24 protein-coding genes are annotated in these 23,822 nt (G+C 72.6%); 10 read left to right on the forward strand and 14 right to left on the reverse strand.

Translation table 11 applies throughout. The annotated features are described in order from the left end of the window. Window positions 1-52: 52 nt before the first annotated feature. The 3 genes from DEJ23_RS06415 to DEJ23_RS15645 all read right to left on the reverse strand — a co-directional run bounded on the left by DEJ23_RS06415 (window position 53) and on the right by DEJ23_RS15645 (window position 2,898). A complete protein-coding gene (locus DEJ23_RS06415; protein ID WP_111239446.1) occupies window positions 53-703 on the reverse strand; it encodes a response regulator transcription factor in 651 nt (216 codons plus the stop codon). Further along, window positions 700-1,899: a sensor histidine kinase gene (locus DEJ23_RS06420; protein WP_181429151.1), complete on the reverse strand. Its 1,200-nt coding sequence runs from the start codon at window positions 1,897-1,899 to the stop codon at window positions 700-702. The genes DEJ23_RS06415 and DEJ23_RS06420 overlap by 4 nt, the downstream gene beginning before the upstream one ends. A 132-nt stretch (window positions 1,900-2,031) precedes the next feature. Further along, complete coding sequence (locus DEJ23_RS15645; protein WP_181429152.1) at window positions 2,032-2,898, reverse strand: shikimate dehydrogenase; 867 nt, start codon at window positions 2,896-2,898, stop codon at window positions 2,032-2,034. Window positions 2,899-2,958: 60 nt separating this feature from the next. On the opposite strand from DEJ23_RS15645, the gene DEJ23_RS06430 reads away from it, so the two are divergent. Continuing rightward, window positions 2,959-3,975, forward strand: a complete 1,017-nt coding sequence (locus DEJ23_RS06430; RefSeq protein ID WP_258375291.1) for an iron-siderophore ABC transporter substrate-binding protein — start codon at window positions 2,959-2,961, stop codon at window positions 3,973-3,975. Between the two features lie 163 nt (window positions 3,976-4,138). Here DEJ23_RS06430 and DEJ23_RS06435 read toward each other — a convergent pair whose 3' ends face one another. Then, window positions 4,139-4,546 (reverse strand): DUF1304 domain-containing protein, encoded by a 408-nt coding sequence (locus DEJ23_RS06435; RefSeq protein WP_181429153.1) that lies wholly within the window; start codon window positions 4,544-4,546, stop codon window positions 4,139-4,141. 109 nt (window positions 4,547-4,655) lie between these two features. Here DEJ23_RS06435 and DEJ23_RS06440 point away from each other — a divergent pair, with 109 nt between their 5' ends. The 3 genes from DEJ23_RS06440 to DEJ23_RS06450 are packed head-to-tail and all read left to right on the forward strand — an operon-like array spanning window position 4,656 to window position 6,576. Continuing rightward, window positions 4,656-4,979, forward strand: a complete 324-nt coding sequence (locus DEJ23_RS06440; RefSeq protein WP_111239449.1) for a chorismate mutase — start codon at window positions 4,656-4,658, stop codon at window positions 4,977-4,979. Next, entirely contained in the window at window positions 4,976-6,127 is a 1,152-nt protein-coding gene (locus DEJ23_RS06445; protein WP_111239450.1) for a beta-propeller fold lactonase family protein, read from the forward strand. Before DEJ23_RS06440 ends, DEJ23_RS06445 begins: the two co-directional genes overlap by 4 nt. Next, window positions 6,124-6,576 carry a GNAT family N-acetyltransferase gene (locus DEJ23_RS06450; RefSeq protein WP_111239451.1) on the forward strand — a complete coding sequence of 151 codons (453 nt, stop codon included), beginning with the start codon at window positions 6,124-6,126 and terminating at the stop codon, window positions 6,574-6,576. The genes DEJ23_RS06445 and DEJ23_RS06450 overlap by 4 nt, the downstream gene beginning before the upstream one ends. 67 nt (window positions 6,577-6,643) lie before the next feature. Here the strand turns inward: DEJ23_RS06450 and DEJ23_RS06455 are convergent, their stop codons facing one another. From DEJ23_RS06455 to purS, 4 genes are read right to left on the reverse strand one after another with little or no spacing between them, the layout of a single operon-like run. Beyond that, window positions 6,644-7,564, reverse strand: coding sequence for a 2-hydroxyacid dehydrogenase (locus tag DEJ23_RS06455; protein WP_111239452.1), 921 nt, complete (start codon window positions 7,562-7,564; stop codon window positions 6,644-6,646). Between the two features lie 26 nt (window positions 7,565-7,590). Continuing rightward, the gene (purL, locus tag DEJ23_RS06460; RefSeq protein WP_258375293.1) at window positions 7,591-9,972 is read right to left on the reverse strand and encodes a phosphoribosylformylglycinamidine synthase subunit PurL; all 2,382 of its coding nucleotides are present in this window, start codon (window positions 9,970-9,972) and stop codon (window positions 7,591-7,593) included. A 47-nt stretch (window positions 9,973-10,019) separates the two neighbouring features. Further along, the gene (gene purQ / locus DEJ23_RS06465; RefSeq protein WP_111239559.1) at window positions 10,020-10,715 is read right to left on the reverse strand and encodes a phosphoribosylformylglycinamidine synthase subunit PurQ; all 696 of its coding nucleotides are present in this window, start codon (window positions 10,713-10,715) and stop codon (window positions 10,020-10,022) included. A 5-nt stretch (window positions 10,716-10,720) separates the two neighbouring features. Beyond that, on the reverse strand, window positions 10,721-10,972 hold the full coding sequence (gene purS, locus DEJ23_RS06470) for a phosphoribosylformylglycinamidine synthase subunit PurS (RefSeq protein ID WP_111239454.1): 252 nt from the start codon (window positions 10,970-10,972) through the stop codon (window positions 10,721-10,723). 147 nt (window positions 10,973-11,119) lie between these two features. On the opposite strand from purS, the gene DEJ23_RS06475 reads away from it, so the two are divergent. Beyond that, window positions 11,120-11,728 carry a PadR family transcriptional regulator gene (locus DEJ23_RS06475; RefSeq protein ID WP_111239455.1) on the forward strand — a complete coding sequence of 203 codons (609 nt, stop codon included), beginning with the start codon at window positions 11,120-11,122 and terminating at the stop codon, window positions 11,726-11,728. Next, window positions 11,725-13,278 (forward strand): DHA2 family efflux MFS transporter permease subunit, encoded by a 1,554-nt coding sequence (locus DEJ23_RS06480; RefSeq protein WP_258375295.1) that lies wholly within the window; start codon window positions 11,725-11,727, stop codon window positions 13,276-13,278. Before DEJ23_RS06475 ends, DEJ23_RS06480 begins: the two co-directional genes overlap by 4 nt. Before the next feature lie 143 nt (window positions 13,279-13,421). Here the strand turns inward: DEJ23_RS06480 and DEJ23_RS06485 are convergent, their stop codons facing one another. Further along, window positions 13,422-14,732, reverse strand: a complete 1,311-nt coding sequence (locus DEJ23_RS06485; protein WP_111239456.1) for an acyltransferase — start codon at window positions 14,730-14,732, stop codon at window positions 13,422-13,424. 184 nt (window positions 14,733-14,916) lie between these two features. On the opposite strand from DEJ23_RS06485, the gene DEJ23_RS06490 reads away from it, so the two are divergent. Together DEJ23_RS06490 and DEJ23_RS06495 are read left to right on the forward strand one after the other, a co-directional pair. Continuing rightward, window positions 14,917-15,360: a Fur family transcriptional regulator gene (locus DEJ23_RS06490; protein ID WP_111239457.1), complete on the forward strand. Its 444-nt coding sequence runs from the start codon at window positions 14,917-14,919 to the stop codon at window positions 15,358-15,360. Window positions 15,361-15,533: 173 nt separating this feature from the next. Continuing rightward, on the forward strand, window positions 15,534-17,060 hold the full coding sequence (locus DEJ23_RS06495; RefSeq protein ID WP_111239458.1) for a catalase: 1,527 nt from the start codon (window positions 15,534-15,536) through the stop codon (window positions 17,058-17,060). A gap of 71 nt (window positions 17,061-17,131) precedes the next feature. On the opposite strand, the gene DEJ23_RS06500 is transcribed toward DEJ23_RS06495, so the two are convergent. From DEJ23_RS06500 to DEJ23_RS06510, 3 genes are all read right to left on the reverse strand, one after another. Next, the gene (locus DEJ23_RS06500; RefSeq protein WP_181429155.1) at window positions 17,132-17,698 is read right to left on the reverse strand and encodes a GNAT family N-acetyltransferase; all 567 of its coding nucleotides are present in this window, start codon (window positions 17,696-17,698) and stop codon (window positions 17,132-17,134) included. Window positions 17,699-17,761: 63 nt separating this feature from the next. After that, the gene (locus DEJ23_RS06505; protein WP_111239460.1) at window positions 17,762-18,634 is read right to left on the reverse strand and encodes a VOC family protein; all 873 of its coding nucleotides are present in this window, start codon (window positions 18,632-18,634) and stop codon (window positions 17,762-17,764) included. A gap of 53 nt (window positions 18,635-18,687) precedes the next feature. Continuing rightward, complete coding sequence (locus tag DEJ23_RS06510; RefSeq protein ID WP_111239461.1) at window positions 18,688-19,479, reverse strand: SDR family oxidoreductase; 792 nt, start codon at window positions 19,477-19,479, stop codon at window positions 18,688-18,690. Window positions 19,480-19,648: 169 nt separating this feature from the next. Between DEJ23_RS06510 and lepB the strand changes: the two genes are divergently transcribed. Both lepB and DEJ23_RS06520 read left to right on the forward strand, forming a co-directional pair. Next, window positions 19,649-20,278, forward strand: a complete 630-nt coding sequence (gene lepB, locus DEJ23_RS06515; RefSeq protein ID WP_258375297.1) for a signal peptidase I — start codon at window positions 19,649-19,651, stop codon at window positions 20,276-20,278. A 99-nt stretch (window positions 20,279-20,377) separates the two neighbouring features. Further along, complete coding sequence (locus tag DEJ23_RS06520) at window positions 20,378-21,574, forward strand: PP2C family protein-serine/threonine phosphatase (RefSeq protein WP_111239463.1); 1,197 nt, start codon at window positions 20,378-20,380, stop codon at window positions 21,572-21,574. An 82-nt stretch (window positions 21,575-21,656) separates the two neighbouring features. Here DEJ23_RS06520 and DEJ23_RS06525 read toward each other — a convergent pair whose 3' ends face one another. Both DEJ23_RS06525 and purD read right to left on the reverse strand, forming a co-directional pair. Next, window positions 21,657-22,526: a phosphoribosylaminoimidazolesuccinocarboxamide synthase gene (locus tag DEJ23_RS06525; RefSeq protein ID WP_111239464.1), complete on the reverse strand. Its 870-nt coding sequence runs from the start codon at window positions 22,524-22,526 to the stop codon at window positions 21,657-21,659. Further along, window positions 22,523-23,791 (reverse strand): phosphoribosylamine--glycine ligase, encoded by a 1,269-nt coding sequence (purD, locus tag DEJ23_RS06530; RefSeq protein ID WP_111239465.1) that lies wholly within the window; start codon window positions 23,789-23,791, stop codon window positions 22,523-22,525. The genes DEJ23_RS06525 and purD overlap by 4 nt, the downstream gene beginning before the upstream one ends. Between the last annotated feature and the right edge of the window lie 31 nt (window positions 23,792-23,822).

Here is a 23,822-nt window from a genome sequence, read left to right on the forward strand (position 1 = left end):
CCACGTCTCCGAAGGTGGACCCGGGGACGCCCGCCGTGCCTCCCGGGCGGCGTCAGAGCAGACCGGCGCGGTGCGCGAGGATCGCCAGCTGGGTCCGGTTCTGCAGCCCGAGCTTGTCGAGCAGACGGGAGACGTACGTCTTCGCGGTCGTCGCCGTGATGCCGAGCGCAGCGGCGATCTGCGCGTTGGTGAGCCCTTCGCCGACCGCACGGCAGAGCTGTCGTTCCCGGTCGGTGAGGTCGCCGAGGTCGTCCGGTGGCAGCGGTTCCGGGTCCCGCGTCCGGGCGCGCATGGCCTCGGCGACGACCGTCGCGGTGACGGCCGGGGCGAGGACCTGTCGTCCGGCCGCGACCTCGCGGATGGCGGCGGGCAGTTCCTGCGGTCGGAAGGCCTTGAGCAGGAAGCCGGCGGCACCGGCCTCGAGCGCGCCGAGCGGCCGGTCGTCCGGCCGGAAGGCGGTGACGACGAGCACGGCCGGCGGGCGGGGCAGCGCGCGGAGACGTCGGGTGGTCTCGACACCGTCGATGCCGGGCATCTGCACGTCGACGACCGCGACGTCGACGCGGACGGCGGCGGCGACCGACACGGCGCGCTCGCCGCAGGCGGCCTCGGCGGCGACCACCATGTCGCCCTCGTGCTCGACGACGAGGCGGAGGCTCTCACGGACCTCGTCGTCGTCGTCGACGAGCAGCACCCGGATCACCGCGGCACCTCCGCGCGCAGGTCGAACCCCTCCTCGGACGGTCCCGCGGTGAGCGAGCCGCCCACGGCCGCCAGGCGCTCCGCTGCGATCGCGAGGCCGTGCCCCAGCGACGGTGCCGCCGCACCGCCCGGTCCTGGTGCGGTGTCGTCGGTTCCCGGGGCGGGAGCGCTGACCGGTCCGCTGGTCACGCGGAGGACCACCCGGTCTCCCACGGGAGCCACCGTCACCCGGACCGCTGCGCCCGGAGCGTGCTTCAGGGCGTTGTGCACCCCCTCGGCTCCCGCGGCTTCGAGCGCAGCACGTGGGGCGTCGTCCAGCTGCCCGAGCACGCCCGTGCCCTCCAGGTGCACGGGGTGTCCGCGGTGCCGGGCGTCGTCGACCTCGTCGCGGAGCAGGCGCGCGCTGACCGGTGCGCTGGCGGCAGCGCGGAGGACGCCGACGACGTACCGGAGGTCCGCGACCGCCTGGGCGGCCGCACGCGACGTCCTCGCGGCGAGCTCGGCGGTCCGGGGTTCCTTCGTGGTGGCCTCGATCGCGGCGGCGTGCAGCGCCACCCGGCTCAGGCTCCGGCCGACCAGGTCGTGCACGTCACGGCTCATCCGCAGGCGTTCCTCGATCGCGGCGGTCTCGGCCACGGCGGTCGCCCGGTCGATCTCGGCCCGGAGCCGCTGCTCGCGGGCGGCGACGACCCGGCGCGTCTCACCGACGACGGCACCGAGCGCCGCAGGCAGGGCGACGCCGAGCAGCGGGGCGGTCGCCTCCGGCAGGGTCACGTGGCCGGCGCGGTAGGCGCACGGGGTGGGAACGAACCCGAGCGGGTGCACCGCCAGGAACACCAGGAGTGCCGCCCACCACCAGCGTGGCCGACGCTCGGCGACGACGGAGCTCATCACCACGACGAAGGAGCACGACTCGGTCACCGCCCAGCAGAGCAGTGCCAGGGCGGAGGGCACGATCGGCGCCCGGCGCGCGATGACGAGCGACGACCCGGTCACGGCGAAGAGCGCGACCTCGGTCCAGGCCGGGGCACGACCGGCCGCGAGGGCGTCGTACCACGTGCTGTAGACGGTCAGGAGCGCCGGGAGTGCGATGCGTGCGGCGCGTCGGATCGTCCGGGATCGCGACGACGGGCTCTCGATCAGGCGTTCGAGCCACGGCGAGCTGGTGCGGGCGACATCGGGGGACGAGGCGAGCACCGGTCGATCATAGCGGTCGAAATACAACATTCCAGGACGGGGGCGGGCGAGCTCAGAGTGGCCCGGCCGTCCCCGTGTGCCGCGGACGGAGACGGCGTCCTCGCTCGGCGCGCGTCGACCCGGTCGACCCCGTCAGGCGGTGATCGTCTCCGGCAGTCCCACCGACAGCCGCATCGCCCGGCGCACCGCGGCCTCGTCGGGCAGCAGCGCCGTGTCGTCCCCGGTCAGGAAGAACCGGATCTGCCCGATCGCCTGCTCGGTGAGCATGTCGAGCCCGTTGAGCACCCGTCCGCCGGCAGCCGCCCACCGGCTCGCGGCAGCGGTCGGCCACGGCTCGTACGCGACGTCGAACAGCACCGCGTCCGGCCCCGACGGCAGCAGCTCGAGCGGATCGGCGGCACCCCCGGGCAGCGTCGACACGAGGAACCCGTGCCGGGTCCCCGGGAGCGAGTCCGTCGGCAGTACCTCGAGCGTCACCCCGAGGCGCACGGCCAGCTCGACGAGCGGTCCGGCCTTCGCCGTGTCGCGCAGGAACAGCCGGACGTCGACCGCGCCGAGCCGCACGGCCGCCGCGAGGGCGCTCGCCGCGGTGGCGCCCCCGCCCAGGATCGTGGCCTCGCCCGGCAGGTGCCCGAGCGCCTCGACGGGCCGGACGATCCCCTCGACGTCGGTGTTCGCGCCGGCCGTGACGATGCGGCCGCCCTCCTGCCGGAACGCGACGGTGTTCGCGACCCCGAGCTCGTCGACGAGCGGGGTGGTTCGGTCGAGCATCGGCAGCACGTCCCGCTTGAGCGGCATCGTCAGGCTCAGCCCGCGCCAGTCGGGACCCAGCCCCGCGACGAACGCGTCCAGTCCGCCGGACGCGACCTCGTGCCTCCCGTACGTGAACGGGACCCCGAGCACGTCGTAGGCCGCCGTGTGCAGCGTGGGGGAGAGCGAGTGGGCGATGGGGGAGCCGAGCACGGCCAGCTGCGTGCGGTCGGGATCGGAGTACTCCACGGGGACGGAGCCTAGCCGCTCCCCACCCCGGAAGGCGGTGATTAGGGTAGCCTTACCTGTGTGATCCGAACCTCCCCCTCTGCGCGCGGTGTCCGCCGCGTGCTCGCGGCCGCCGGCGCCGTCGTCGCCGCGTCCCTCGTCCTCGCCGGGTGCACCTCCGGCTCCTCGTCGCCCGACGCCTCCGACGACGCCTCGGGCTCGGGCGGCGCCTTCCCCGTCTCGATCGAGACCGCGCTCGGCACGACCGAGATCCCGTCGCAGCCGAAGCGCGTCGTCGCCCTCGGCTGGGGTGACGCGGAGACGGCGCTCGAGCTCGGCGTGCAGCCCGTCGGCGCCAGCGACTGGCTGGCCTTCGGCGGCGACGGCGTCGGACCCTGGCTCGAGGACGCCTACACGGAGGAGCCGACGATCATCCAGACGCTCGAGCCCAGCTACGAGCAGATCCTGAAGCTCGAGCCGGACCTGATCCTCGACACGAAGAGCTCTGGCGACAAGGACCGCTACGCGAAGCTCTCGGCGATCGCCCCGACCGTGGCGGTGCCGAAGGGCGGGGAGAACTACCTGACCACCACCGAGCAGCAGGTCGACCTGGTGTCGCGGGCGCTCGGCAAGGAGTCCGAGGGCAAGCAGCTGCTGAGCGACCTCGACGACGCCTACGCCGCGGCCAGGGATGCGCACCCGGAGTTCGACGGCAAGACCGCCGTCGTCGGGTCCTACACGGCCGACGGCTTCGGCGCGTACGCCTCGAAGGACAGCCGCTCGACGTTCATGCAGCAGCTCGGCTTCACGATCCCGGAGGCCGTCGACCAGCAGGCCGGCGACGCCTTCTCGGTCAGCCTGTCCCAGGAGAACCTCGACCTGCTCGACGCCGACCTGACGGTGGTCCTGCCGATCTACGTCGACGCGTCGAAGGCCGAGTCCGACCCGCTGTTCCAGAAGGTGCCCTCCGTGCAGGCCGGGCACTCCATCGTCGTCGACGACGCGGACGTCTCGAATGCGTTCTCGCTCGGCACGACCGCCGCGATCGAGTGGGCGCTCGACCGGCTGCCGGACGAGTTCGCGGGGAAGGTCGGCTGACCGACAGCCACAGGGGGACCACCGCTGGACGCCGGGTCGCGATCGCGACCCGGCGTCTGCTGTCGTGTGCGGCGCGGTTCCCACCAGTCGGACGGGAGGCGCGGCGCGAGCCGGCACCGCGCCTCCCGGCCCGCAGGTGGTGCGGAACGGCGTGGCGTGGCGGCTACGCGGCGGTGAACGTGGAGCCGATGAAGGCGAAGAGCAGGGCGATCAGGGGGAGCGAGCCCTGCACGAAGGCCGAGTTGAGGTAGCGGCGGCCCGTGCCGGCGAGGACGACGGCGGCGCCGAGCATGCTCGCGGTCGAGAACACGACGAGGGTCCAGCCGGTCGCGCCGTTGCCCGCGAGCACCAGGACGACGCCGAGGATCGCGCCGATCGCGAGGAACAGGTTGTAGAAGCCCTGGTTGAAGGCGAGGGAGCGGGTCGCCTGCGCCTCGGACTCCGATGCGATGCCGAAGACGCGGCGCACGCGGGGACTCGTCCATGCGACGGACTCGAGGAAGAAGATGTACACGTGCACGAGGCCCGCGAGGACCGCGCAGACGCCCGAGATCACGAGCAGGACAGACATGGGCTCCATTCTCGCAGCACCGAAGCGGTGCTCAGGTCCTCCACAGGAACGGTGCCGCCGCACGGGTCACCGACTCCCGGCGAAGGAGGGCCGCCGGTAGGCTCGCGGCATGAGTGCCGACGAGTCCACGCCCGTCCACGACGACGCAGCGGTCGCCGAGCTCGCGAGCATCCGGCAGAGCATCGACAACATCGACGCCGCCGTGATCCACATGCTCGCCGAGCGCTTCAAGTACACCCAGCAGGTCGGTTACCTCAAGGCGGCTGCCGGCATGCCGGCAGCCGACCCCCGCCGTGAGCAGGTGCAGGTCGCCCGGCTCCGGCAGCTCGCCGCGGAGTCGCACCTGGATCCCGCGTTCGCGGAGAAGTTCCTCAACTTCATCGTCGCGGAGGTCATCCACCACCACGAGCGCATCGCGGGCGGCGAGCGGTGAGCGCGGAGCACGGCGGGGCGTCGGGGCTCGGCGGGGTGTCGGAGCTCGGCGGGGTGTCGGAGCTTGACGCCCTGCACCTGCTGGTCGGGTCGTACACGGCGACCGGTGGCGGCACGGCGACCGGCATCTCGGTGGTGCACGGGACCACCGCCCGCACCGCTGCCGTGATGGACGACCCGTCGTTCCTCGCCCTCTCCGGAGACCGCGTCTACGCCGTCTCCGAGGTGGCGGACGGCAGCGTCTCGGCCTTCCGGTACGCCGGCGGCGCCCTCGAGCACCTCTGGGACGCCGACGCCGGCGGTGACGCCCCGTGCCACGTCCGCGTCGACCCGTCCGGCGCGCTGGTCGTGGCGAACTACGTCTCGGGCACCGTGACCGCGGTGTCGCTCGAGGCCGCCGAGTCGCACGCCGCCTCGATGACGGCGAGCGACGGCGTCGTCAGCGCGCACGGCAGCGGCGACCGGGTGGTCGTCCCGGAAGCCGCGATCACCACCGGCGTGCTGCCCGACGTCGATGGACCCGTCGAGGACCGGCAGGAGGGCCCCCACGCCCACCAATCGATCGCGACGCCGGACGGCACCGTGCTCGTCGCGGACCTCGGCGGCGACGCGCTGCACGAGTTCCGGGTGACCGGTGCGCCGTCCATCGACCTCGTCCGCGTGCACCACCTCGCCCCGGGCGTCGGCCCGCGCCACATGGTGTGGCTGGGCGACGGCCCGGACGCCGACCTGGTCGTGGCCGGCGAGCTCGACGGCCGCGTGCACCGCCTGCGCCGTGACCACACCGGCGTCCTCCGGCCGATCGCCTCGGCAGCGACCTTCGAGGGGCCGGTGGGGGAGTCGCTGCTCAGCCACATCGAGCTCGACACGGCGGGACGGGTCGTCGTCGCCGTGCGCGGTCGTGACCTCGTCGTGGTGCTCGACACCGCGGACGACGGGCTCTCGATCGTCGGTTCGGCGTCGTGCGGCGGGGTGTGGCCGCGGCACTTCGCACAGGTGCCCGGGTACCTGCTCGTGGCGAACCAGATGTCGGACGCGATCGCCGTGCTGCCGACCGGCGAGGACGGCGTGCCCGGGGAGGCCGTCGCACAGATCGCCGTCGGGTCGCCGACCTGCATCGTCCCCGTGCCGACCACCGCCCGCTCGTGACGACCCGGTCGTCGGCGTCCTCCGGGGCGCTCACCGACGGCTACCGCCTGGTGGTCGGGCCGCCGCCGCTCGCGGACTACCTGCGGCTGCGGCGCGACTCCGGGCTGTCGCCGAAGACCGAGGTGCAGGGGGCCGGGGCGATCTCGGGCAGCTGGTCCGCGGTCCACGTGGTCGATGCCGAGGGCGTCCCCGCGGCGATGGGTCGGACGATCGGCGACGGTGGGTGGTACTTCCACATCGCGGACATCGCCACCGACCCGGCGCACCAGCGGCGTGGGCTCGGACGGGTGGTCGTCGAGTGGCTCGTGGCGGACGTCCGGGCACGGGCGCCGGAGGGGGCGTACATCACGCTCGTCGGTGACCCGCCCGGGCAGCGGCTCTACCGGTCGCTCGGGTTCGAGGACGTGGCGCCGAGCCTCGGGATGGCGTTGCCGACCGACGCCTCCTGAAGCGCGCTCGCGCCGTCCCTGCTCGGGTCACGCCGTCCCTGCTCGGGTCGCGCCGTCCCTGCTCGGGTCAGGCGTCGACGAGGTTCTCGAAGGGGCGGCCCTCGGCCAGTGCGGCGACCTGACGACGCACGAGGTCGAGGGTCCGCGGGACGCTGAGGTCCGTGTTCCCGCCCACGTGCGGCGTCAGCACCGTGTTCGGCGTCGTCCACAGCGGGTGCCCCGCCGGGAGCGGCTCGGGGTCGGTCACGTCGAGCGCCGCCGACAGTCGCCCGCGCTGCAACTCGGCGACCAGGGCATCGGTGTCGACGACCTTGCCGCGCGCGACGTTCACCACGAGGGCGCCGTCGGGCAGGGCGGCGAGCAGGTCGGCGTCGACGAGCCGTTCGGTCTCGTCGGTCAGCGGGGTGATGAGCACGAGGACGTCGGTGCGCGCAGCGAGTGCCGGCAGGTCGCCGAACGCGTGCACGCTCCGGCCGTCCTGCTCACGGGCCGTGCGGGCGACCACGGTGACGTCGCACCGCATCGCCTCGAACCGGGTGGCGATCGCGGAGCCGATCGCCCCGTAGCCGACCACCGTGACGCGCCGGTCGGCGAGCGACCGGGTCTCGCGGGCGTCCCACACGCCCGCCGCCCGGTCGGCCTGGAACGCCGCGATCTCGCGGAGCGAGGTCAGCGCCAGACCGACCGCGAGCTCGGCGGTCTCGTCGTCGTGGATCCCGCGGCCGTTCGCCACGTGCGCGTGCTCGGGCACGTGCGGCAGCGCGTGCTCGTACCCGGCGCTCGGCAGCTGCAGGAGCTGCAGGTTCGGCAGGTCGTGCACGTACTGCCAGCGGTGCCGTCCGGCGAAGTAGAACGGCAGCAGCGTGATCGCCACGTCGTCCGGACGGGAGTACGGCCCCTCGACGTCCCACACGTCGAGCTCGACGCCGTCCGGCACGGGGCCGAAACGGTCGACGAGCTCGACGAAGGGCAGGGTGACGATCGGCATGCGGTCGGTCCTGTCCGGGTGCTCGGTCAGCTGTCGGTGCGCGGCGAGAACGCGCCGTGGTCGTCGAGCGGCCCGCGCCCGACGTAGCCCTCGACGACGTCCTCGACGATGACGTCACCGAAGCGCGCCGGGAGCGTCGCGGCGTGCGTGCCGCGCAGCTCGTCGATCGTCGCCTCGAACGCGCCCTGCACCTCGAGCGAGCCGGACGATGCGTCCGTCACGCCGATGCGCAGCACCGGGAAGCCCCGGCCGTCGCACAGGCCCTGGAAGCGCACGTCGTCCTCACGGCGGACGGTCACGATCACGCGGCCCGTCGACTCGGAGAACAGTGCAGTCGCCGTGTCGACCCCGTCGCGCTGCTCGAGCTCGTCGAGGACGACGCGGGCGCCGATGCCGAAGCGCAGCACCGACTCGGCGAGGGACTGGCCGAGGCCGCCGTCCGCCAGGTCGTGGGCGCTCGTGAGCAGCTGCTCGCTCGCGGCCGCGTGCAGCAGGTCCGCCAGCGCCTTCTCACGGTCGAGGTCCACCGCCGGCGGACGACCACCGAGGTGCCCGTGCACCGTGCCCGCCCACGCCGAACCGTCGAGTTCGAGGTTCGTCGTGCCGAGCAGGTACACGTTGTGTCCGTCGTCCTGCCAACCCGAGGGCACGCGCAGGGCGACGTCGTCGATGATGCCGAGCACGCCGACGACCGGCGTCGGGTGGATCGGGGTCGTGCCGGTCTGGTTGTAGAACGACACGTTGCCTCCCGTGACCGGGATGCCGAGCTCCATGCAGCCGTCCGCCAGGCCCTCGACGGCCTGGGAGAACTGCCACATGACCTCGGGGTTCTCCGGCGAGCCGAAGTTCAGGCAGTCGGTGACCGCGGCGGGAACGGCACCGGTGACGGCGACGTTCCGGTACGCCTCGGCCAGTGCCAGGCGTGCGCCCTGCTTCGGGTCGAGCTGGCAGTAGCGGCCGTTGGCGTCGGTCGCGACCGTGACGCCGAGCCCGGTCTCCTCGTCGACACGGATCATGCCGCCGTCGTCGGGGAAGGACAGCGCGGTGTTGCCGAGCACGTACGTGTCGTACTGGTTCGTGACCCAGTTCTTCGACGCCAGGTTCGGCGAGCCGAGCAGCTGCAGGAACTGCGCCTTCAGTGCCGGCCCGTCCGACGGGCGGTCGAGCGAGGCTGCGGTGTCCGCCTGCAGCGCGTCGATCCACGTCGGGTAGGCGACCGGGCGGTCGTACACGGGGCCGTCGACGGCGACCGTGCGCGGGTCGACGTTGACGATCTCCTGGCCCTGCCAGTCGATGACCAGACGGCCGGTGCCGGTGACCTCGCCCAGCACGCTGGTCTCGACCTCCCACTTGCCGACCACCGCGAGGAACTCGTCGAGCTTCTCGGGGCGGACGACCGCCATCATGCGCTCCTGGCTCTCCGACATGAGGATCTCCTCCGCCGTGAGCGTGGGGTCGCGGAGCAGGACGTCGTCGAGCGAGATGTGCATGCCGCCGTCGCCGTTCGACGCGAGCTCGCTCGTGGCGCACGAGATGCCCGCGGCACCGAGGTCCTGGATGCCCTCGACCAGTTCCTTCTGGAACAGCTCGAGGCAGCACTCGATGAGGACCTTCTCGGCGAACGGGTCGCCCACCTGGACGGCCGGGCGCTTCGTCGGGCCGCCCTCGGTGAAGGTGTCGGATGCCAGGATCGAGGCGCCGCCGATGCCGTCGCCACCGGTGCGGGCGCCGAAGAGCACGACCTTGTTGCCGGCACCGGACGCGTTGGCCAGGTGCAGGTCCTCGTGGCGGAGGACGCCCACCGCGAGGGCGTTGACCAGCGGGTTGCCCTGGTACACCGGGTCGAAGTAGGTCTCGCCGCCGATGTTCGGCAGGCCGAGGCAGTTGCCGTAGAACGAGATGCCGCCGACGACGCCGTGCACGACGCGCTGCGTGTCCTCGTGGTCGATCGCGCCGAAGCGGAGCTGGTCCATGACTGCGACCGGACGTGCGCCCATCGAGATGATGTCGCGGACGATGCCGCCGACACCCGTCGCGGCACCCTGGTACGGCTCGACGTACGACGGGTGGTTGTGGGACTCGACCTTGAAGGTCACCGCCCAGCCGTTGCCGACGTCGACGACACCGGCGTTCTCGCCCATGCCGACCATGAGGTTCTTCGTCATCTCCGGCGTGACCTTCTTGCCGAACTGACGCAGGTAGTTCTTGCTCGACTTGTACGAGCAGTGCTCGGACCACATCACCGAGTACATGGCGAGCTCGCCCGAGGTGGGGCGGCGACCGAGGATCTCGCGGATCTTCGCGTACTCGTCGGCCTTGAGCCCGAGTGCCTCGTACGGCTGCTCCTTGTCGGGGGTTGCGGCGGCGTCCTGGACGGTGTCGGGCTTCGGGCGAACGTGGGTCGTCACGGTGTTGTCGTTCCCTGTCACTGGAGTCGTGGTGGTCGGCGTGGTCGTCACTTGACGAGCGTCGACTCGATCACGGAGGTGAAGAAGGTGAGGCCGTCCGTACCGGAGGCCATGGCCGCGGGGGTGTCCGGGCCGAACCCGGGCTCCGTCGCGTGCTCGGGGTGCGGCATGAGCCCGACGACGTTGCCGCGCTCGTTCGAGACGCCCGCGATGTCGTCGATCGACCCGTTCGGGTTCACGCCGACGTAGCGGAACACGACCTGGCCGTTGTCCTCGATGCGCTTGATCTCGTCGGCGTCGGCCACGAAACGGCCGTCGGCGTTCTTCAGCGGGATGGTGATCTCCTGCTGCGCGGTGAACCCGGACGTCCACGCGGTGTCGGCGTTCTCGACGCGGAGCTTCTGGTCGCGGCGGATGAACTGCTGGTGGGCATTGCGGGTGTGCGCGCCCGGGACCAGGCGGGCCTCGGCCAGCATCTGGAAGCCGTTGCAGATGCCGAGCACGGGCATGCCCCTGCCGGCGGCGTCGATGACCTCGGCCATGATCGGGGCCTTCGCCGCGATCGCACCGGCGCGCAGGTAGTCGCCGTAGGAGAACCCGCCGGGGAGCACGATCGCGTCCACGCCCTGCAGGTCGTGGTCGCCGTGCCAGAGCGCGACGGGATCGGCACCCGCCAGGCGGACCGCGCGCTGGGCGTCGCGGTCGTCGAGCGAGCCCGGGAACGTGATGACGCCGATGCGCATCAGCGTCACGCGTCCTGCACGGTGACGGAGACGACGTCCTCGATCACGGCGTTCGAGAAGACGTCCGCCGCGATCTCGCGGACCTCGGCCAGCTTCGCGTCGTCGACGGGGCCGTCGACGGCGATCTCGAACCGCTTGCCGATGCGGACGGCGGTCAGGTCGTTCTTGCCGAGACGGGCGAGCGCGTTGCCCACCGCCTTGCCCTGGGGATCGAGGATCTCTGCCTTGGGCATGACCTCGACGACGATGGTTGGCACGTGTTCACTCCAGCGCTTGGGTGGGTTGGGTGGGACGGCACCAGTCTACGGGCCCGACACGGCGCGCCGGGACGGTTGTGGAGAACTCCTCGAAGGCGTATATTCCAAGTCGAATAGTCGCTCGCGAACGCCGGACAGGAGGCACGCATGGCGTCGCTCACCCCCCTCGCGTTCGCCGCGCTCGGCCTGCTCGCCGAGGCGCCGATGCACCCCTACGAGATGTTCCAGACGATGCTGCAGCGTCGTGAGGACCAGAACGTGAAGGTCCGGCCCGGCACGCTGTACCACCAGATCGGTCGGCTCGTGGACCTCGGGTTCGCCGAGGCCCTCGGCACGGCGCGCGAGGGCAACCGGCCCGAGCGCACCACCTACGCCATCACCGACCACGGCCGCGCGGAGCTGGAGGCCGGGCTGCGGCGCATGATCGCCGAGCCCGCCGACGAGTACCCGGAGTTCCAGCTCGCGCTGTCCCACGTCGACAACCTGACCGCGACCGAGGCCGTGACCGCCCTGCGCGCCCGCGCCGACGCGCTGCGGGACGAACGGGCCGGGTACGACGAAGCCGCCACGGGCCTCCAGGCCAAGCGGCTCGCCGAGCGCTACTGGCTGGACGTCTCGTACGTGCGCGACATGCTCACGGCGCAGATCGACTGGCTCACCGCGGCGGCGGACCGCATCGCGAGCGGCGACGTCCCCTGGGACGGCCCGGCCGTCCCCGACACCAGCTCCCACGAGGACAAGGAACACACTCGATGACCCCCGCACCCACCAACGCAGACCTGGAGCACGGCAGGAAGCCGTGGCCCGCCCTCTGGGCCCTCGTCGTCGGCTTCTTCATGATCCTGGTCGACTCGACCATCGTCTCCGTCGCGACCCCGACCATCGCGCAGGCGCTCGACGCCGACATCAACGCCGTCATCTGGGTGACGAGCGCCTACCTGCTCGCCTACGCGGTGCCGCTGCTCATCACGGGCCGCCTCGGGGACCGGTTCGGCCCGAAGGTGCTCTACCAGACCGGGCTCGTGGTCTTCACGCTCGCCAGCCTGTGGTGCGGCCTGGCCGGGTCCATCGAGATGCTCATCGTCGCGCGCGTCGTGCAGGGCCTCGGCGCCGCGATGATGACCCCGCAGACGATGGCGGTCATCACCCGCATCTTCCCGCCGCAGAACCGCGGTGCCGCGATGGGCCTGTGGGGCGCCGTCGCCGGTGTCGCATCGCTCGTCGGGCCGATCGTCGGCGGCCTGCTCGTCGACGGCTTCGGCTGGGAGTGGATCTTCTTCGTGAACGTCCCCGTGGGCATCGTCGCGTTCGCCCTCGCGCAGCGCTTCGTGCCGACGTTCGAGCGCCACGGCCACCGCTTCGACACCCTGGGCATCGTGCTCAGCGCCGTCGGCATGTTCCTGCTGGTGTTCGGCATCCAGGAGGGCGAGACCTACGACTGGGGCACCATCGCGGGCCCGATCTCGGTCTGGTCGCTCATCATCGCCGGGCTCGTCGTGCTCGCCGCCTTCGTGGTGTGGCAGGGCGTGCAGAAGGGCGAGCCGCTGCTGCCGCTCGGCCTCTTCAAGGACCGCAACTTCACCCTCGCCAACATCGCCATCACCGCCGTCGGCGTCGCCATCGCGTCGTTCGCGCTGCCGATCATGCTGTGGGCGCAGGACGTCCTGCGCTTCTCGCCGACCCAGGCCGCGCTGCTCCTCGTGCCGCAGGCCGTCCTGTCCGCCGCGCTCGCGCCGCTCGTCGGCAAGAACCTGAACAAGTGGAACCCCCGGTGGGTCGGCTCGTTCGGTCTCGCGTGCTTCTCCGGCGGCCTGTTCTGGTTCGGGGCCCTGCTCTGGTCGGGCGCCGACTGGGGGTGGACGCTCCTGCCGAGCGCGCTCCTCGGACTCGCGAACGCCTGCATGTGGGGTCCGCTCTCGGTGTCGGCGACGCGCAACCTGCCGCCGGCGCTCGCGGGTGCCGGATCCGGCGTCTACAACACCACCCGGCAGATCGGCGCCGTGCTCGGCTCGGCCGGCATCGCCGCGCTGATCGAGGCGCGCATCACGGCGAACTTCCCGTCGGGCACCGGCACGGGGTCGGGCGGCGGCGCCGAGCAGCAGGTCGGGGCGCTCCCCGAGTTCCTGCAGCAGCCGTTCGCCACCGCCATGGGGCAGTCGCTCGTGCTGCCCGCCGTCGTGCTCGTCGCGGCGATCGTCGCGGCGCTGTTCCTGGCGAAGCCGAAGCCGGCGCCGTGGCAGCAGCAGGCCGGGGCTCCGACGGCCACGCGGTCCGACGCCACGGAGTCCGAGGCCGCCGCGCACTGACGCCCGCCCCCGTCCGCGTTCCCGTTCCCGTCCCCGTCCCCGTTCCCGTCTCCGTTCATGGAGCAGAAAACGTCGAGTCGCGGCGACGCACTCGACGTCTTCTGCTCCATGGATGGACGACGGGCGTCGGCCGACGCCGCGGCTCAGGGCCGCGCGGACCGCGTCCGCCCGAGCAGCCACACCCCGACGGGCACGGCGGCGGCGCCGAGGACCGCGACCGGGAACGACAGGTGCCACTGCATCACGACGAACGCCGGCCCGACGGTGCACAGCGCCGCGAGCGTGACGACGGCCCACCCCGGGCGGTCGGTCCCCGGCTCGAGTCGGGGGAGCGGTCGGTCCCAGCGCCGCAGGGCCCGTGCCACGCCGATCGCCGCGGCCAGCACGACGACCAGGGCGATCGGTCGTGTCGCCCACCAGGTCCCCGACCCCGGCTCCGGGAAGGGCACCGCGAGCAGGAGCGCGACGCCGTTGAGCGCGATGTACAGCGGCAGGTGCCAGAGGTAGACGACCATGCCGTCCCGCCCGAGCACGAACACCGTGGCCCGCGCCCCACGGGTCTCCATGAGCCGGGTGAGGGGGCGGTGGACGAGTTGCACGAGGCAGACCTGCGACACGGCCAGCACCGCCAGCGGGAGCATCGGCGGGTTGAGGTCCTGCAGCATGTCCGGTGCCCAGAGCCCGACGGACGTCACGGGGACGAGGACCGCGTAGCCGGCCGCGGCGACCGCGGCGAGCAGGGCGCGTGAGCGACGGGCGAACCACCCGTCGGCCCAGAGGAACCCGAGCTGCTGGGCGAAGAGCCACACCGGACCGAGGTTGAGGAGCCCGAACTCGGCGGTGCCGGTGGCGAACCGGATCCCGTCGACGGCTCCGGAGAGCAGCAGGAGGACGCCGAGCGTGCGCCAGGGTGCCCGCTCGTGCAACCGGGCCATCACCGGGACGCAGCACTGGGTGATGCCGTAGGCGGCGAGGAACCAGAGCGGGGACCCGATGCCGAACGCCACCTCAGCCAGCAGGTCGGGTGGTGTGCCCAGCACGGTCGCGACACCGAGTCCGAGCGCGAGCACGACGAACAGGGGGACCGCGGGCCGGAAGAGCCGCACGAGCCGGGTCGCCACGAAGTCGCGGGCGCCGCCGCCCCGGGCGATCGTGCTGCCCCACCCCACGGCGCTCGCGAAACCGCCGACCGCGAAGAACAGCGGCATGACCTGTCCCACCCAGGTCGCGGGGACGTACCACCCGGCTTCCTGCAGCGGGCTCGTGACACCGATGCCGTCCGGTGAGACGGCGACACCGACCATCGTGACGTGCACGACGACGACCAGCACGACGCACGCCGTCCGGATGAGGTCGACGACCAGGTCCCGCTGCGTGATGGTCCCCCGGACGTCCTGAGCGGTCTCGGCCGGCGCGGAGACGATCCGCGACGAAGGCCCCTGCTTCGTGGACATGTGCGGACGCTAGCGCGCCGTCGCCCGTTCCAGGGGTGTCCCAGGCGATCGCAGCCGGATCGTGACCGTCGCCTCCGCGGACCGGGACGGGCGGCGACACGCGCACCCGCGCACCGCGCTGCGTGGATCGACCGGGACCGTGTACGGTTGCACTTGTCTTGATCGATGCAAGAGAGAGTGGCTGATGGACGTCGACGCGGATCTGCTCCGGGCCTCCGGCCTGCGGGTCACGGCACCGCGGCTCGCCGTGCTGCGTGCCTCGGGCGCGATGCCGCACGCGACCGCCGACGACATCCTGACCGCGGTCTCGACCGAGCTGCCGACCACGAGTCACCAGGCCGTCTACGGGGTCCTGAACGCCCTGACCGGCGTCGGGCTCGTCCGGCGCATCGAGCCAGCCGGCAGTCCGGCGCGCTACGAGCGCCGGACCGGTGACAACCACCATCACATCGTCTGCACGATGTGCGGCGCGATCGAGGACGTCGACTGCGCGGTCGGCCACGCACCCTGTCTGACGCCGTCGGAGACGCACGGCTTCGCCGTGACCACCGCCGAGGTCACCTACTGGGGCATCTGCGAGTCCTGCGCCGCGGCCGAGCGCGACGACGCCGAGGTCGTCCCGGCCTGACGCTGCCGGTCCCGGCCCGAGCGCCGGAGTCCGACGGCACGGCGCACCACCGACGCGGCGCACCACCCACGCGACGCACCACCGACGGAGTGGCGCGCCCCACGAGTGACCCGAGCACCCCGACCAACCCGAGCACCCCTGACCGAACCAACCGTTCCACCTGAGGAGGAACCGTGTCCGACCAGAACACGTCCGCCGGCCCCGCCGGTACCCCCACCACCACGACCAACTCCGGCGCCCCGGTCTCCAGCGACCAGCACTCGATGGGCGTCGGGGCCGACGGCCCCCTCGCCCTCCACGACCACTACCTGGTCGAGAAGCTCGCCCAGTTCAACCGCGAGCGCATCCCGGAGCGCGTCGTCCACGCCAAGGGCGGCGGCGCGTTCGGTACCTTCACCGTCACGCACGACGTGTCGCGGTACACCCGCGCCGCGTTCCTGCAGCCGGCCCAGAGCACCGAGATGCTCGCCCGCTTCTCGTCCGTCGCCGGCGAGCAGGGCTCCCCGGACACCTGGCGCGACCCGCGCGGCTTCGCGCTGAAGTTCTACACGAGCGAGGGCAACTACGACCTCGTCGGCAACAACACCCCCGTGTTCTTCCTCCGCGACGGCATCAAGTTCCCGGACTTCATCCGCTCGCAGAAGCGCCTGCCGGGCTCGCACCTGCGTGACCACGACATGCAGTGGGACTTCTGGACGCTCTCGCCCGAGTCGGCGCACCAGGTGACGTGGCTGATGGGCGACCGCGGCCTGCCGGCGTCGTGGCGCAACATGGACGGTTTCGGCTCGCACACGTACCAGTGGATCAACGCAGCGGGCGAGCGCTTCTGGGTGAAGTACCACTTCGAGACGCAGCAGGGCCACAAGACCCTGACGCAGGAGGACGCCGACCGCATCGCCGGTGAGGACGCCGACTTCCACATCCGCGACCTGTACGAGGCGATCGAGCGCCAGGACTTCCCGAAGTGGACCCTCAAGGTGCAGGTCATGCCCTACGAGGACGCGAAGACCTACCGCTTCAACCCGTTCGACCTGACGAAGGTGTGGCCGCACGCGGACTACCCGCTCATCGAGGTCGGCACGATGGAGCTCAACCGCAACCCGGAGAACTACTTCGCGCAGATCGAGCAGGCGACGTTCGCCCCGTCGAACTTCGTGCCCGGCATCGCGGCGAGCCCCGACAAGATGCTCCTCGCGCGCATCTTCAGCTACGCGGACGCGCACCGCTACCGCGTCGGCACGAACCACGCGCAGCTGCCGGTGAACGCCCCGAAGAACGAGGTCCACTCGTACTCGAAGGACGGCGCCATGCGCTTCGACTTCCAGAAGGCCGAGGTGCCGGTGTACGCGCCGAACTCCCTCGGTGGTGCGCACGCCGACCCGACCGCCACGGACGACGTCCCGGGCTGGGAGTCCGACGGTGCCCTGCAGCGCTCCGCGGCGACGCTCCACCCGGAGGACGACGACTTCGGCCAGGCCGGCACGCTCTACCGCGAGGTGCTCGACGACGCCGCCCGTGAGCGCCTGGTCGGCAACATCGCCGGGCACGTCTCGAAGGTGACGCGCGACGACCTGCGCGAGCGCGTGTTCGCCTACTGGACGAACGTCGACGCCGACCTGGGCGCGCGCGTGCGCGCCGCCGTCGCGCCGAGCGCGCCGGGTTCGAACGAGGACCCGGAGCAGGTCGCGGTCGAGGCGTAGTCGACCCGACGACGGACGGGAGGCCCGGTACCAGCTGGTACCGGGCCTCCCGTCCGTCGGCGTGGTGCGGTCTAGACCTGCTGGCCGTTCAGCATGACGGGTCCGTCCGGCCAGTCCTCGAGCCGGGCCTCGACCGGCAGCACCATCCACCCGCCCTGCTCGGTCTCGTTCACCCCGACCCCGTCGGCCGTGAAGGCCGAGAACGTGCCGACGGCACCGTCGACCTCGTGCCAGCCCATGTGGGCGTAGAAGGGGATGCGGTCCTCGCCGGCGCCGAGGAAGCCGTACGGCACGCGGAGCCCCTCGAGGACGGCGCGGGTCCGCACGAGCAGCTCGCGGCCGACCCCGGTGCCCTGCAGCTTCGGCGACACGGCGACGATGCCGGTGTCCCCGACCAGGACGTCCTGCCCGCCGACCGTGATGAACATCCGGCGGATCCCGACGTGCGCGAGGACCGTGCCGTCCGCGCCCCAGCCGATCACCCGGCGCTCGGGCTGCATGCCGGCGTAGTCGCGGCCGCCCACGTACCAGTGCGACCAGGTCGGGAACGCCTGCCCGAGCATCGCCGCGATCGCCTCGTGGTCGGGGAGCGTCAGCGCGCTCTCCTCGACCACCTCCCACCGGATGTCCTCAGTCACGCGTCCATCCTGCCGGGTGTGCCTGGCCGCCCGCGCGGCGGCGCGCAGCGCCACAGCCGAGCGTCAGCCGCGACCGGGCGCGGTGACCTCGATGCGGTTCGCCCACGGGTCCTCGAACGCCACCGTCCGGCCGTCGTCCGCGGTCTGCACCCCGGTGTCGTGCATGCGGGACACGAGCGCGCCGAGGTCGTCCGCGCCGGGCACCTCGATCCGCACGAGCCCGAGCCCGAGCGCCTGCTGCCGCCGCCCGGCCCCGCGGGAGTCCCACGTGTTCATCGCCATGTGGTGGTGGTAGCCGCCCGCGCTGACGAACAACGCCTGGTCGCCCATCGCCGCCGTCGTGGCGAAGCCGAGCCGGTCGACGTAGAACGCCTTCGCCGTGGCGACGTCGCCGACGGACAGGTGCACGTGCCCGACGCGACCCGGTCGTGACCGCGCCAGCGACAGGGCGTCCTGTGTCAGGTGTTCCTGCACGAAGGCGTTCGGGTCGACGAAGATCGTCGCCATGTCGACCATGCCGTGCGTCCACGACCACTCGCTGCGGTCGCGGTCCCAGTACAGCTCGACGCCGTTGCCCTCGGGGTCCGAGCAGTAGAACGCGTTGCTCACCAGGTGGTCCGCGCTGCCCGTGAAGCTCCGCGGGTACTTCGTCGCGACGGAGTACAGCGCCGCAGCCAGGTCGGCCCGTGTGTCGAACAGGATCGCCGTGTGGAAGAGCCCCGCCTCGTGCGGGGCGGCGTGCCGCATCGCGGGGGCGTGCTCGAGGACCACGATCGGCGTCGTCCCGCGGCCGAGCACCACGGTCCCGCCCGCGTCGGTGATCACGGCCAGCCCGACGCCGTCGCGGTAGTACGCGACCATCGAGTCGAGGTCGGCGACCCGGAGCGTGACGGCGCCCATCCCGGTGTCCGCGGCGAGGAGGTCCTGCGAGTGCATGCCCCCAGTGTGCGTCCGTTTGGTTGACACGTCAACCAAACAGGGGCTGAGGGCTACTTCGCGCTGAACCCGCCGTCCGTCTTGAGCAGCTGCCCGTTCACCCAGCCCCCGTCCGGACCGAGCAGGAAGCCGACGAGCGCCGCCGTGTCGGTCGGCATCGAGGGCCGCCCGAGCGGGGTCTGCGCGACCGCGGCCTCGCGGATCTCCTCGGTCATCCACCCGGTGTCGTTCGGCCCCGGGTTCACCAGGTTCGCACTGACCCGCACGTCGCCGAGCTCGATCGCCGCACCGACGACCAGCCGGTCGAGGGCGCCCTTGCTCGTGCCGTACGGCAGGTTGAAGCCGACGTGGTCGCTCGTGAGCGCGACGATGCGGCGGCGGTCCTCGGGCGCGGGCGCGCCCTCGCGGAGCCGCCGCGCGTACGCCTGCACGATGAGGAAGGGCGCGCGCACGTTCACCGCCAGGTGCCGGTCGAACGACTCGACCGTCGTCGTCGCGAAGTCCGAGTCCACCGACTCGCAGTGCGACATGACGACGGCGGTCACGGGCATGCCCGCCTCCGCTTCGGCGCGGCCGACGAGCGCGGCCGCCTGCTCCGCGTCGGCCAGGTCGACCGGGAGGCGCGTCACCCGTGCCCCCGCCCGCTCGGCCTCCGCGACCACCGCGTCCACCCCGTCGGGGTCGGCCGCGCCGTGCACACGCTCGTCGTACGGTCCCCACCAGGAGAGCGCGAGGTCCCAGCCGTCGGCCGCGAGACGTGACGCGATCGCGGCACCGATCCCGGCGCGGCGACCGACGCCGGTCACCAGGGCGAGGGGTCTGGTGGTGAGGGATCTGGCGGTCATGGGTCGTGCCTCCCGTCCGGACGGCGCCTCCGTGCGCAGCCCCGACCAGGATGGCATCGCACCCGGCGTCCTGTCGGCGGGACGCGGCGGTGCCGGGCCACAATGGGACCGTGCCCCGCTCCCACCGTCCCGACCCGTCGACGTCCCCGGTGCAGGCGGTGCCGGCGCGGTGAGTGAGCAGCCTGCGGACAGCCGGTCCGGACGACCGGGACGGTCCGGGTGGCGGTTCCTCCGCGACCTGGCGATCATCGTGGTGGTGGCGCTGCTCGCGTCGTTCCTGGTGAAGACGTACCTGGTGCGGGCGTTCTCGATCCCCTCCGGGTCGATGGAGCGCACCCTGCTCGTCGGGGACCGGGTCCTGGTGAACGAATTGGTGCCGGACGTCGTGCCGCTCCGACGCGGGGACGTCGTGGTGTTCCGCGACCCGGGCGGGTGGCTGCTGCCCGGGCAGGGCGACGACCTCATCAAGCGCGTGATCGGGCTGCCGGGTGACACGGTGTCGTGCTGCGACGCGCAGGGGCGCCTGTCGGTGAACGGGCACGCGGTGGACGAGCCCTACGTCGTGACGGCGCAGGGATCGGAGCGGGTCGCTGCCGAGGACTTCGACGTCCGGGTGCCCGCCGGCCGGATCTGGGTCATGGGGGACAACCGGTACGACTCCGCCGACTCACGGGCGCACGGCACGGTCCCGACGTCCGACGTCGTCGGCCGGGCCTTCGTGATCACGTGGCCGGTCACGCGGTGGTGTGTGCTCGGCCGCGCCGGCGAGGAGTGGGACGCGGTGCCCGACCCGCGGTGAACCCGGTGTCGGGGCGCGGTGTCGGCAGGGGGCGCGACCCGCCCGGGTCCACCGTTCTGGGGACGAACGCGTCCGTGCCGGAGCAGTACCGTGGACGGTATGCACCAGGGGACCTCACCAACCTCCGCAGGATCATCACCCGAAGCCGTCAGACGGGCCGCGCTCGTCGCCGCCCTCGACGTCGTCGAGGGCGGGCCGGAAGAGCGCTTCGAACGCATCACGCGGATCGCGCGCGAGGCGTTCGGCGTCTCCGGGTCCTTCCTCAACCTGGCGGGGACGGACCGGCTCACGATCAAGTCGCAGCAGAGCGACGACGTGTTCGGGCCGACGATCCCGCTGCAGGACACCTTCTGCGGGCGGACGCTCGATCAGCTCGGGCCCGTCGTCGTGCCGGATGCCCGCGCCGACGAGCGGTACAGCGACATGCCGATGGTGGTCGAGGACCCGAACGTCCGGTTCTACGCCGGCGTCCCGCTGCGCGTCGGTGAGGACCACGTCAAGGTCGGCACGCTCTGCCTGATCGACCCGCAGCCGCGCACGCTCGACCCCGACGACCTGGCCCTGCTCGAGGAACTCGGTGTGTGGGCCGAGCGCGAGCTCGCCGCCGGTGCCGACGAGGACCGCCTGCGCAGGGTCCTCGCCGGCCTGCAGCCCGTCCCCGTCACCGTCCCCGGGTACCGGATCGGCGGGATGTCGGTCCCGTACGGCCTCGTGTCCGGCGACCTGCACGAGTGGCACCTGGCGGGTGACGCCCTGCACCTGACGGTCGCCGACGTGATGGGGAAGGGCATGGCCGCCGGCCTCCTCGCCGCGACGATCCGCGGGGCCCTGCTCGCCCGACCCGACGAGGAACCGGACCGGGTGGTGGCCGCCCTCGACGAGCAGGTCGCTCCCGACCTCGCACGTGCCGAGTCGTTCGCGACGATGTTCCACGGCCAGCTCGACCCGGCGACCGGGCGGCTCGACTTCGTGGACGCCGGGCACGGACTCGTGCTGCAGCTGCGCGCGGACGGGACCGAGCGGACCCTGCTCTCGAGCGACCTGCCGATCGGGCTGCACCCCGCCGGGTTCGACCGCTCGTCCGGGTCGCTCGTGCTCGAGCGCGGCGACGTCCTCGTGCTCGTCAGCGACGGCGCGCTCGAGCTCTGGGACTCGACGCTGACGTCGCTGTCGCGGCTCGGGGCGCTCTGGCGCGAGGAGCCGGACATCGACGCGTTCCTCGCCCGGGTCCGCGCGCGGGCGCACGAGCACGACCCGGGCGACGACCTGACCGTCGTGGTGCTCGCGCGCGACTGACGCACACGGTGGCGGACGGGAGGCCCGTGGCGAGTCCGCCACGGGCCTCCCGTCCGCTGTGACGGAGGTCCGGAACGCGGGGTCAGGCGCCGAGGCGCTCGATGAGCTCGCGGTAGCGCGCGGCCGTGCGGTCGACGATCTCCTGCGGCAGCACCGGAGGAGTGCCCTGGCGGTCCCAGTTCGCGCTGAGCCAGTCGCGCACGATCTGCTTGTCGAACGAGTCCGTGCGGTTGCCCGAGCGGGCGTCCCAGTAACGGCTCGAGTCGCTCGTCAGGACCTCGTCCGCGATGCGGATCGTGCCGTCGGCATCGCGGCCGAACTCGAACTTCGTGTCGGCGATCACGACGTCGTGCTCGAGGGCGATCGCCGCTGCCTCGGCGTAGACGCGCAGCGACAGGTCGCGGAGGGCCTCGGCGTCCTCACGGCCGACCAGCTCGACGGTCTGCTCGAAGGAGATGTTCTCGTCGTGCTCACCCTGCGGCGCCTTGTACGCCGGCGTGTAGATCGGCTCGGGCAGTCGGTCGCCCTCGGAGAGTCCCTGGGGGAGCTCCACGCCGCAGACGCTGCTCGTCTCGCGGTACTCCGCCCAACCGCTGCCCACCAGGTGGCCGCGCACGACGCACTCCACCGGGAACATGTCGAGCGGCAGCACGTGCATCGACCGGGCGGCGACCGACTCCGGCACCGGCGTCCCGCCGGCGTCCGGCGCGACGAGGTGGTTCGGGACGTCGGCGATCCGGTCGAACCAGAAGCGGGACAGCCGCGTCAGCAGCTCGCCCTTGCCGGGGATCGGCGGTTCGAGCGCGAAGTCGTAGGCGCTTACCCGGTCGGACGCGACGAGCAGCAGCTCGGTGGCGCTCGCGACGTCGGCGGTGCCCTCCGGCACGTAGAGCTCGCGGACCTTGCCGGAGGAGACGTGGCGCCAGCCGGGCAGGTCGGGGGCGGCGGTCACCGGGCGACCTTCGCGGCGATGTCGGTCCGGTACTGCGCACCCTCGAGCGCGATGTCGCCGAGTCCGGCGTACGCACGGTCGCGAGCCTCGGCGAAGTCGGAGCCGGTCGCGACGACGCTGAGCACGCGCCCGCCCGTCGCCACGAGTCCGCCGTCGAGCGCCGCCGTGGCGGCGTGGGCGACGGACACGCCCTGGCGGGCGTTCGCCGCGTCGACACCGGTGATGACCCGGCCGGTCTGCGGGTTCTCGGGGTAGCCCTCGCTCGCGAGGACGACGGTGACCGCGACGTCCGAGCTGAACTCGGGCTGCGGCGCGCTGGCGAGCTGCCCGGTCGCGGCAGCCGTCATGAGCACGCTGAGCGGGGTGGTCAGGCGGGGGAGGACCACCTGGGTCTCCGGGTCGCCGAAGCGGGCGTTGAACTCGATGACGCGCACGCCCTGCTCGGTGACGATGAGGCCGCAGTAGAGGAGTCCGACGAAGGGCGTGCCCTCGTGCTCGAGCCGGCGGACGGTGGGCAGCGCGACGAGGTCCGTGACCTCGGCGACGAAGGCCTGCTCCGACTCCCAGCGGTCGGCGAGCCACGGCAGCGGCGAGTAGGCGCCCATGCCGCCCGTGTTCGGACCGGTGTCGCCGTCCCCGAGGCGCTTGTGGTCCTGCGCGGGGCTGAGCGGACGGACGTCGTGCCCGTCGCTGAGGAAGAACAGCGAGACCTCCTCGCCGTCGAGGTACTCCTCGACCACGACGTGCCCGTGCTGCAGCCAGTAGGTCGCGTGGTCGATCGCGGCCTGCCGGTCCTCGGTCACCAGGACGCCCTTGCCCGCGGCGAGCCCGTCGGCCTTGACGACGTACGGCGCTCCGAGCTCGTCGATCGCGGCGACCGCCTCGTCCACGGTGCCGGCGTACACCGGGCGACCGGTGGGCACGCCGGCCTCGGACATGACGCGCTTCGCGAAGGCCTTCGAGCCCTCGAGCTGCGCGGCGGCCCTGCTCGGTCCGAACACCGGGATGCCGCGGGTGCGCAGGGGGTCGGCGACGCCGGCGATCAGCGGTGCCTCGGGCCCGACGACGACGAGGTCGACGCCGTTCTCGATCGCGTACTCGGCGACCAGGTCCCCGTTGGTCGGGTCGAGCGACACGGTCTCGACGTCGGCCGCGATGCCGGCGTTGCCGGGCGCTGCCGTGATGACGTGACCGGCCCGTTCTGCGAGGAGGGCCGTGATGATCGCGTGCTCGCGGGCACCGGAACCGAGGACGAGGATTCGCACCCGATCACCCTACCGACCGCGACACGCCGCC

The sequence above is a fragment of the Curtobacterium sp. MCSS17_008 genome (assembly GCF_003234185.1).
Taxonomy (GTDB): Bacteria; Actinomycetota; Actinomycetes; order Actinomycetales; family Microbacteriaceae; genus Curtobacterium.

Coding starts and splice junctions, on each gene's coding strand:
- DEJ23_RS06435 (WP_181429153.1), bottom strand. CDS start 4,546: ATGTCTGTCCTGCTCGTGATCTCGGGCGTCTGCGCGGTCCTCGCGGGC.
- DEJ23_RS06440 (WP_111239449.1), top strand. CDS start 4,656: ATGAGTGCCGACGAGTCCACGCCCGTCCACGACGACGCAGCGGTCGCC.
- DEJ23_RS06455 (WP_111239452.1), bottom strand. CDS start 7,564: ATGCCGATCGTCACCCTGCCCTTCGTCGAGCTCGTCGACCGTTTCGGC.
- purQ (WP_111239559.1), bottom strand. CDS start 10,715: ATGCGCATCGGCGTCATCACGTTCCCGGGCTCGCTCGACGACCGCGAC.
- DEJ23_RS06475 (WP_111239455.1), top strand. CDS start 11,120: ATGGCGTCGCTCACCCCCCTCGCGTTCGCCGCGCTCGGCCTGCTCGCC.
- DEJ23_RS06480 (WP_258375295.1), top strand. CDS start 11,725: ATGACCCCCGCACCCACCAACGCAGACCTGGAGCACGGCAGGAAGCCG.
- DEJ23_RS06485 (WP_111239456.1), bottom strand. CDS start 14,732: ATGTCCACGAAGCAGGGGCCTTCGTCGCGGATCGTCTCCGCGCCGGCC.
- DEJ23_RS06490 (WP_111239457.1), top strand. CDS start 14,917: ATGGACGTCGACGCGGATCTGCTCCGGGCCTCCGGCCTGCGGGTCACG.
- DEJ23_RS06505 (WP_111239460.1), bottom strand. CDS start 18,634: ATGCACTCGCAGGACCTCCTCGCCGCGGACACCGGGATGGGCGCCGTC.
- DEJ23_RS06510 (WP_111239461.1), bottom strand. CDS start 19,479: ATGACCGCCAGATCCCTCACCACCAGACCCCTCGCCCTGGTGACCGGC.
- DEJ23_RS06520 (WP_111239463.1), top strand. CDS start 20,378: ATGCACCAGGGGACCTCACCAACCTCCGCAGGATCATCACCCGAAGCC.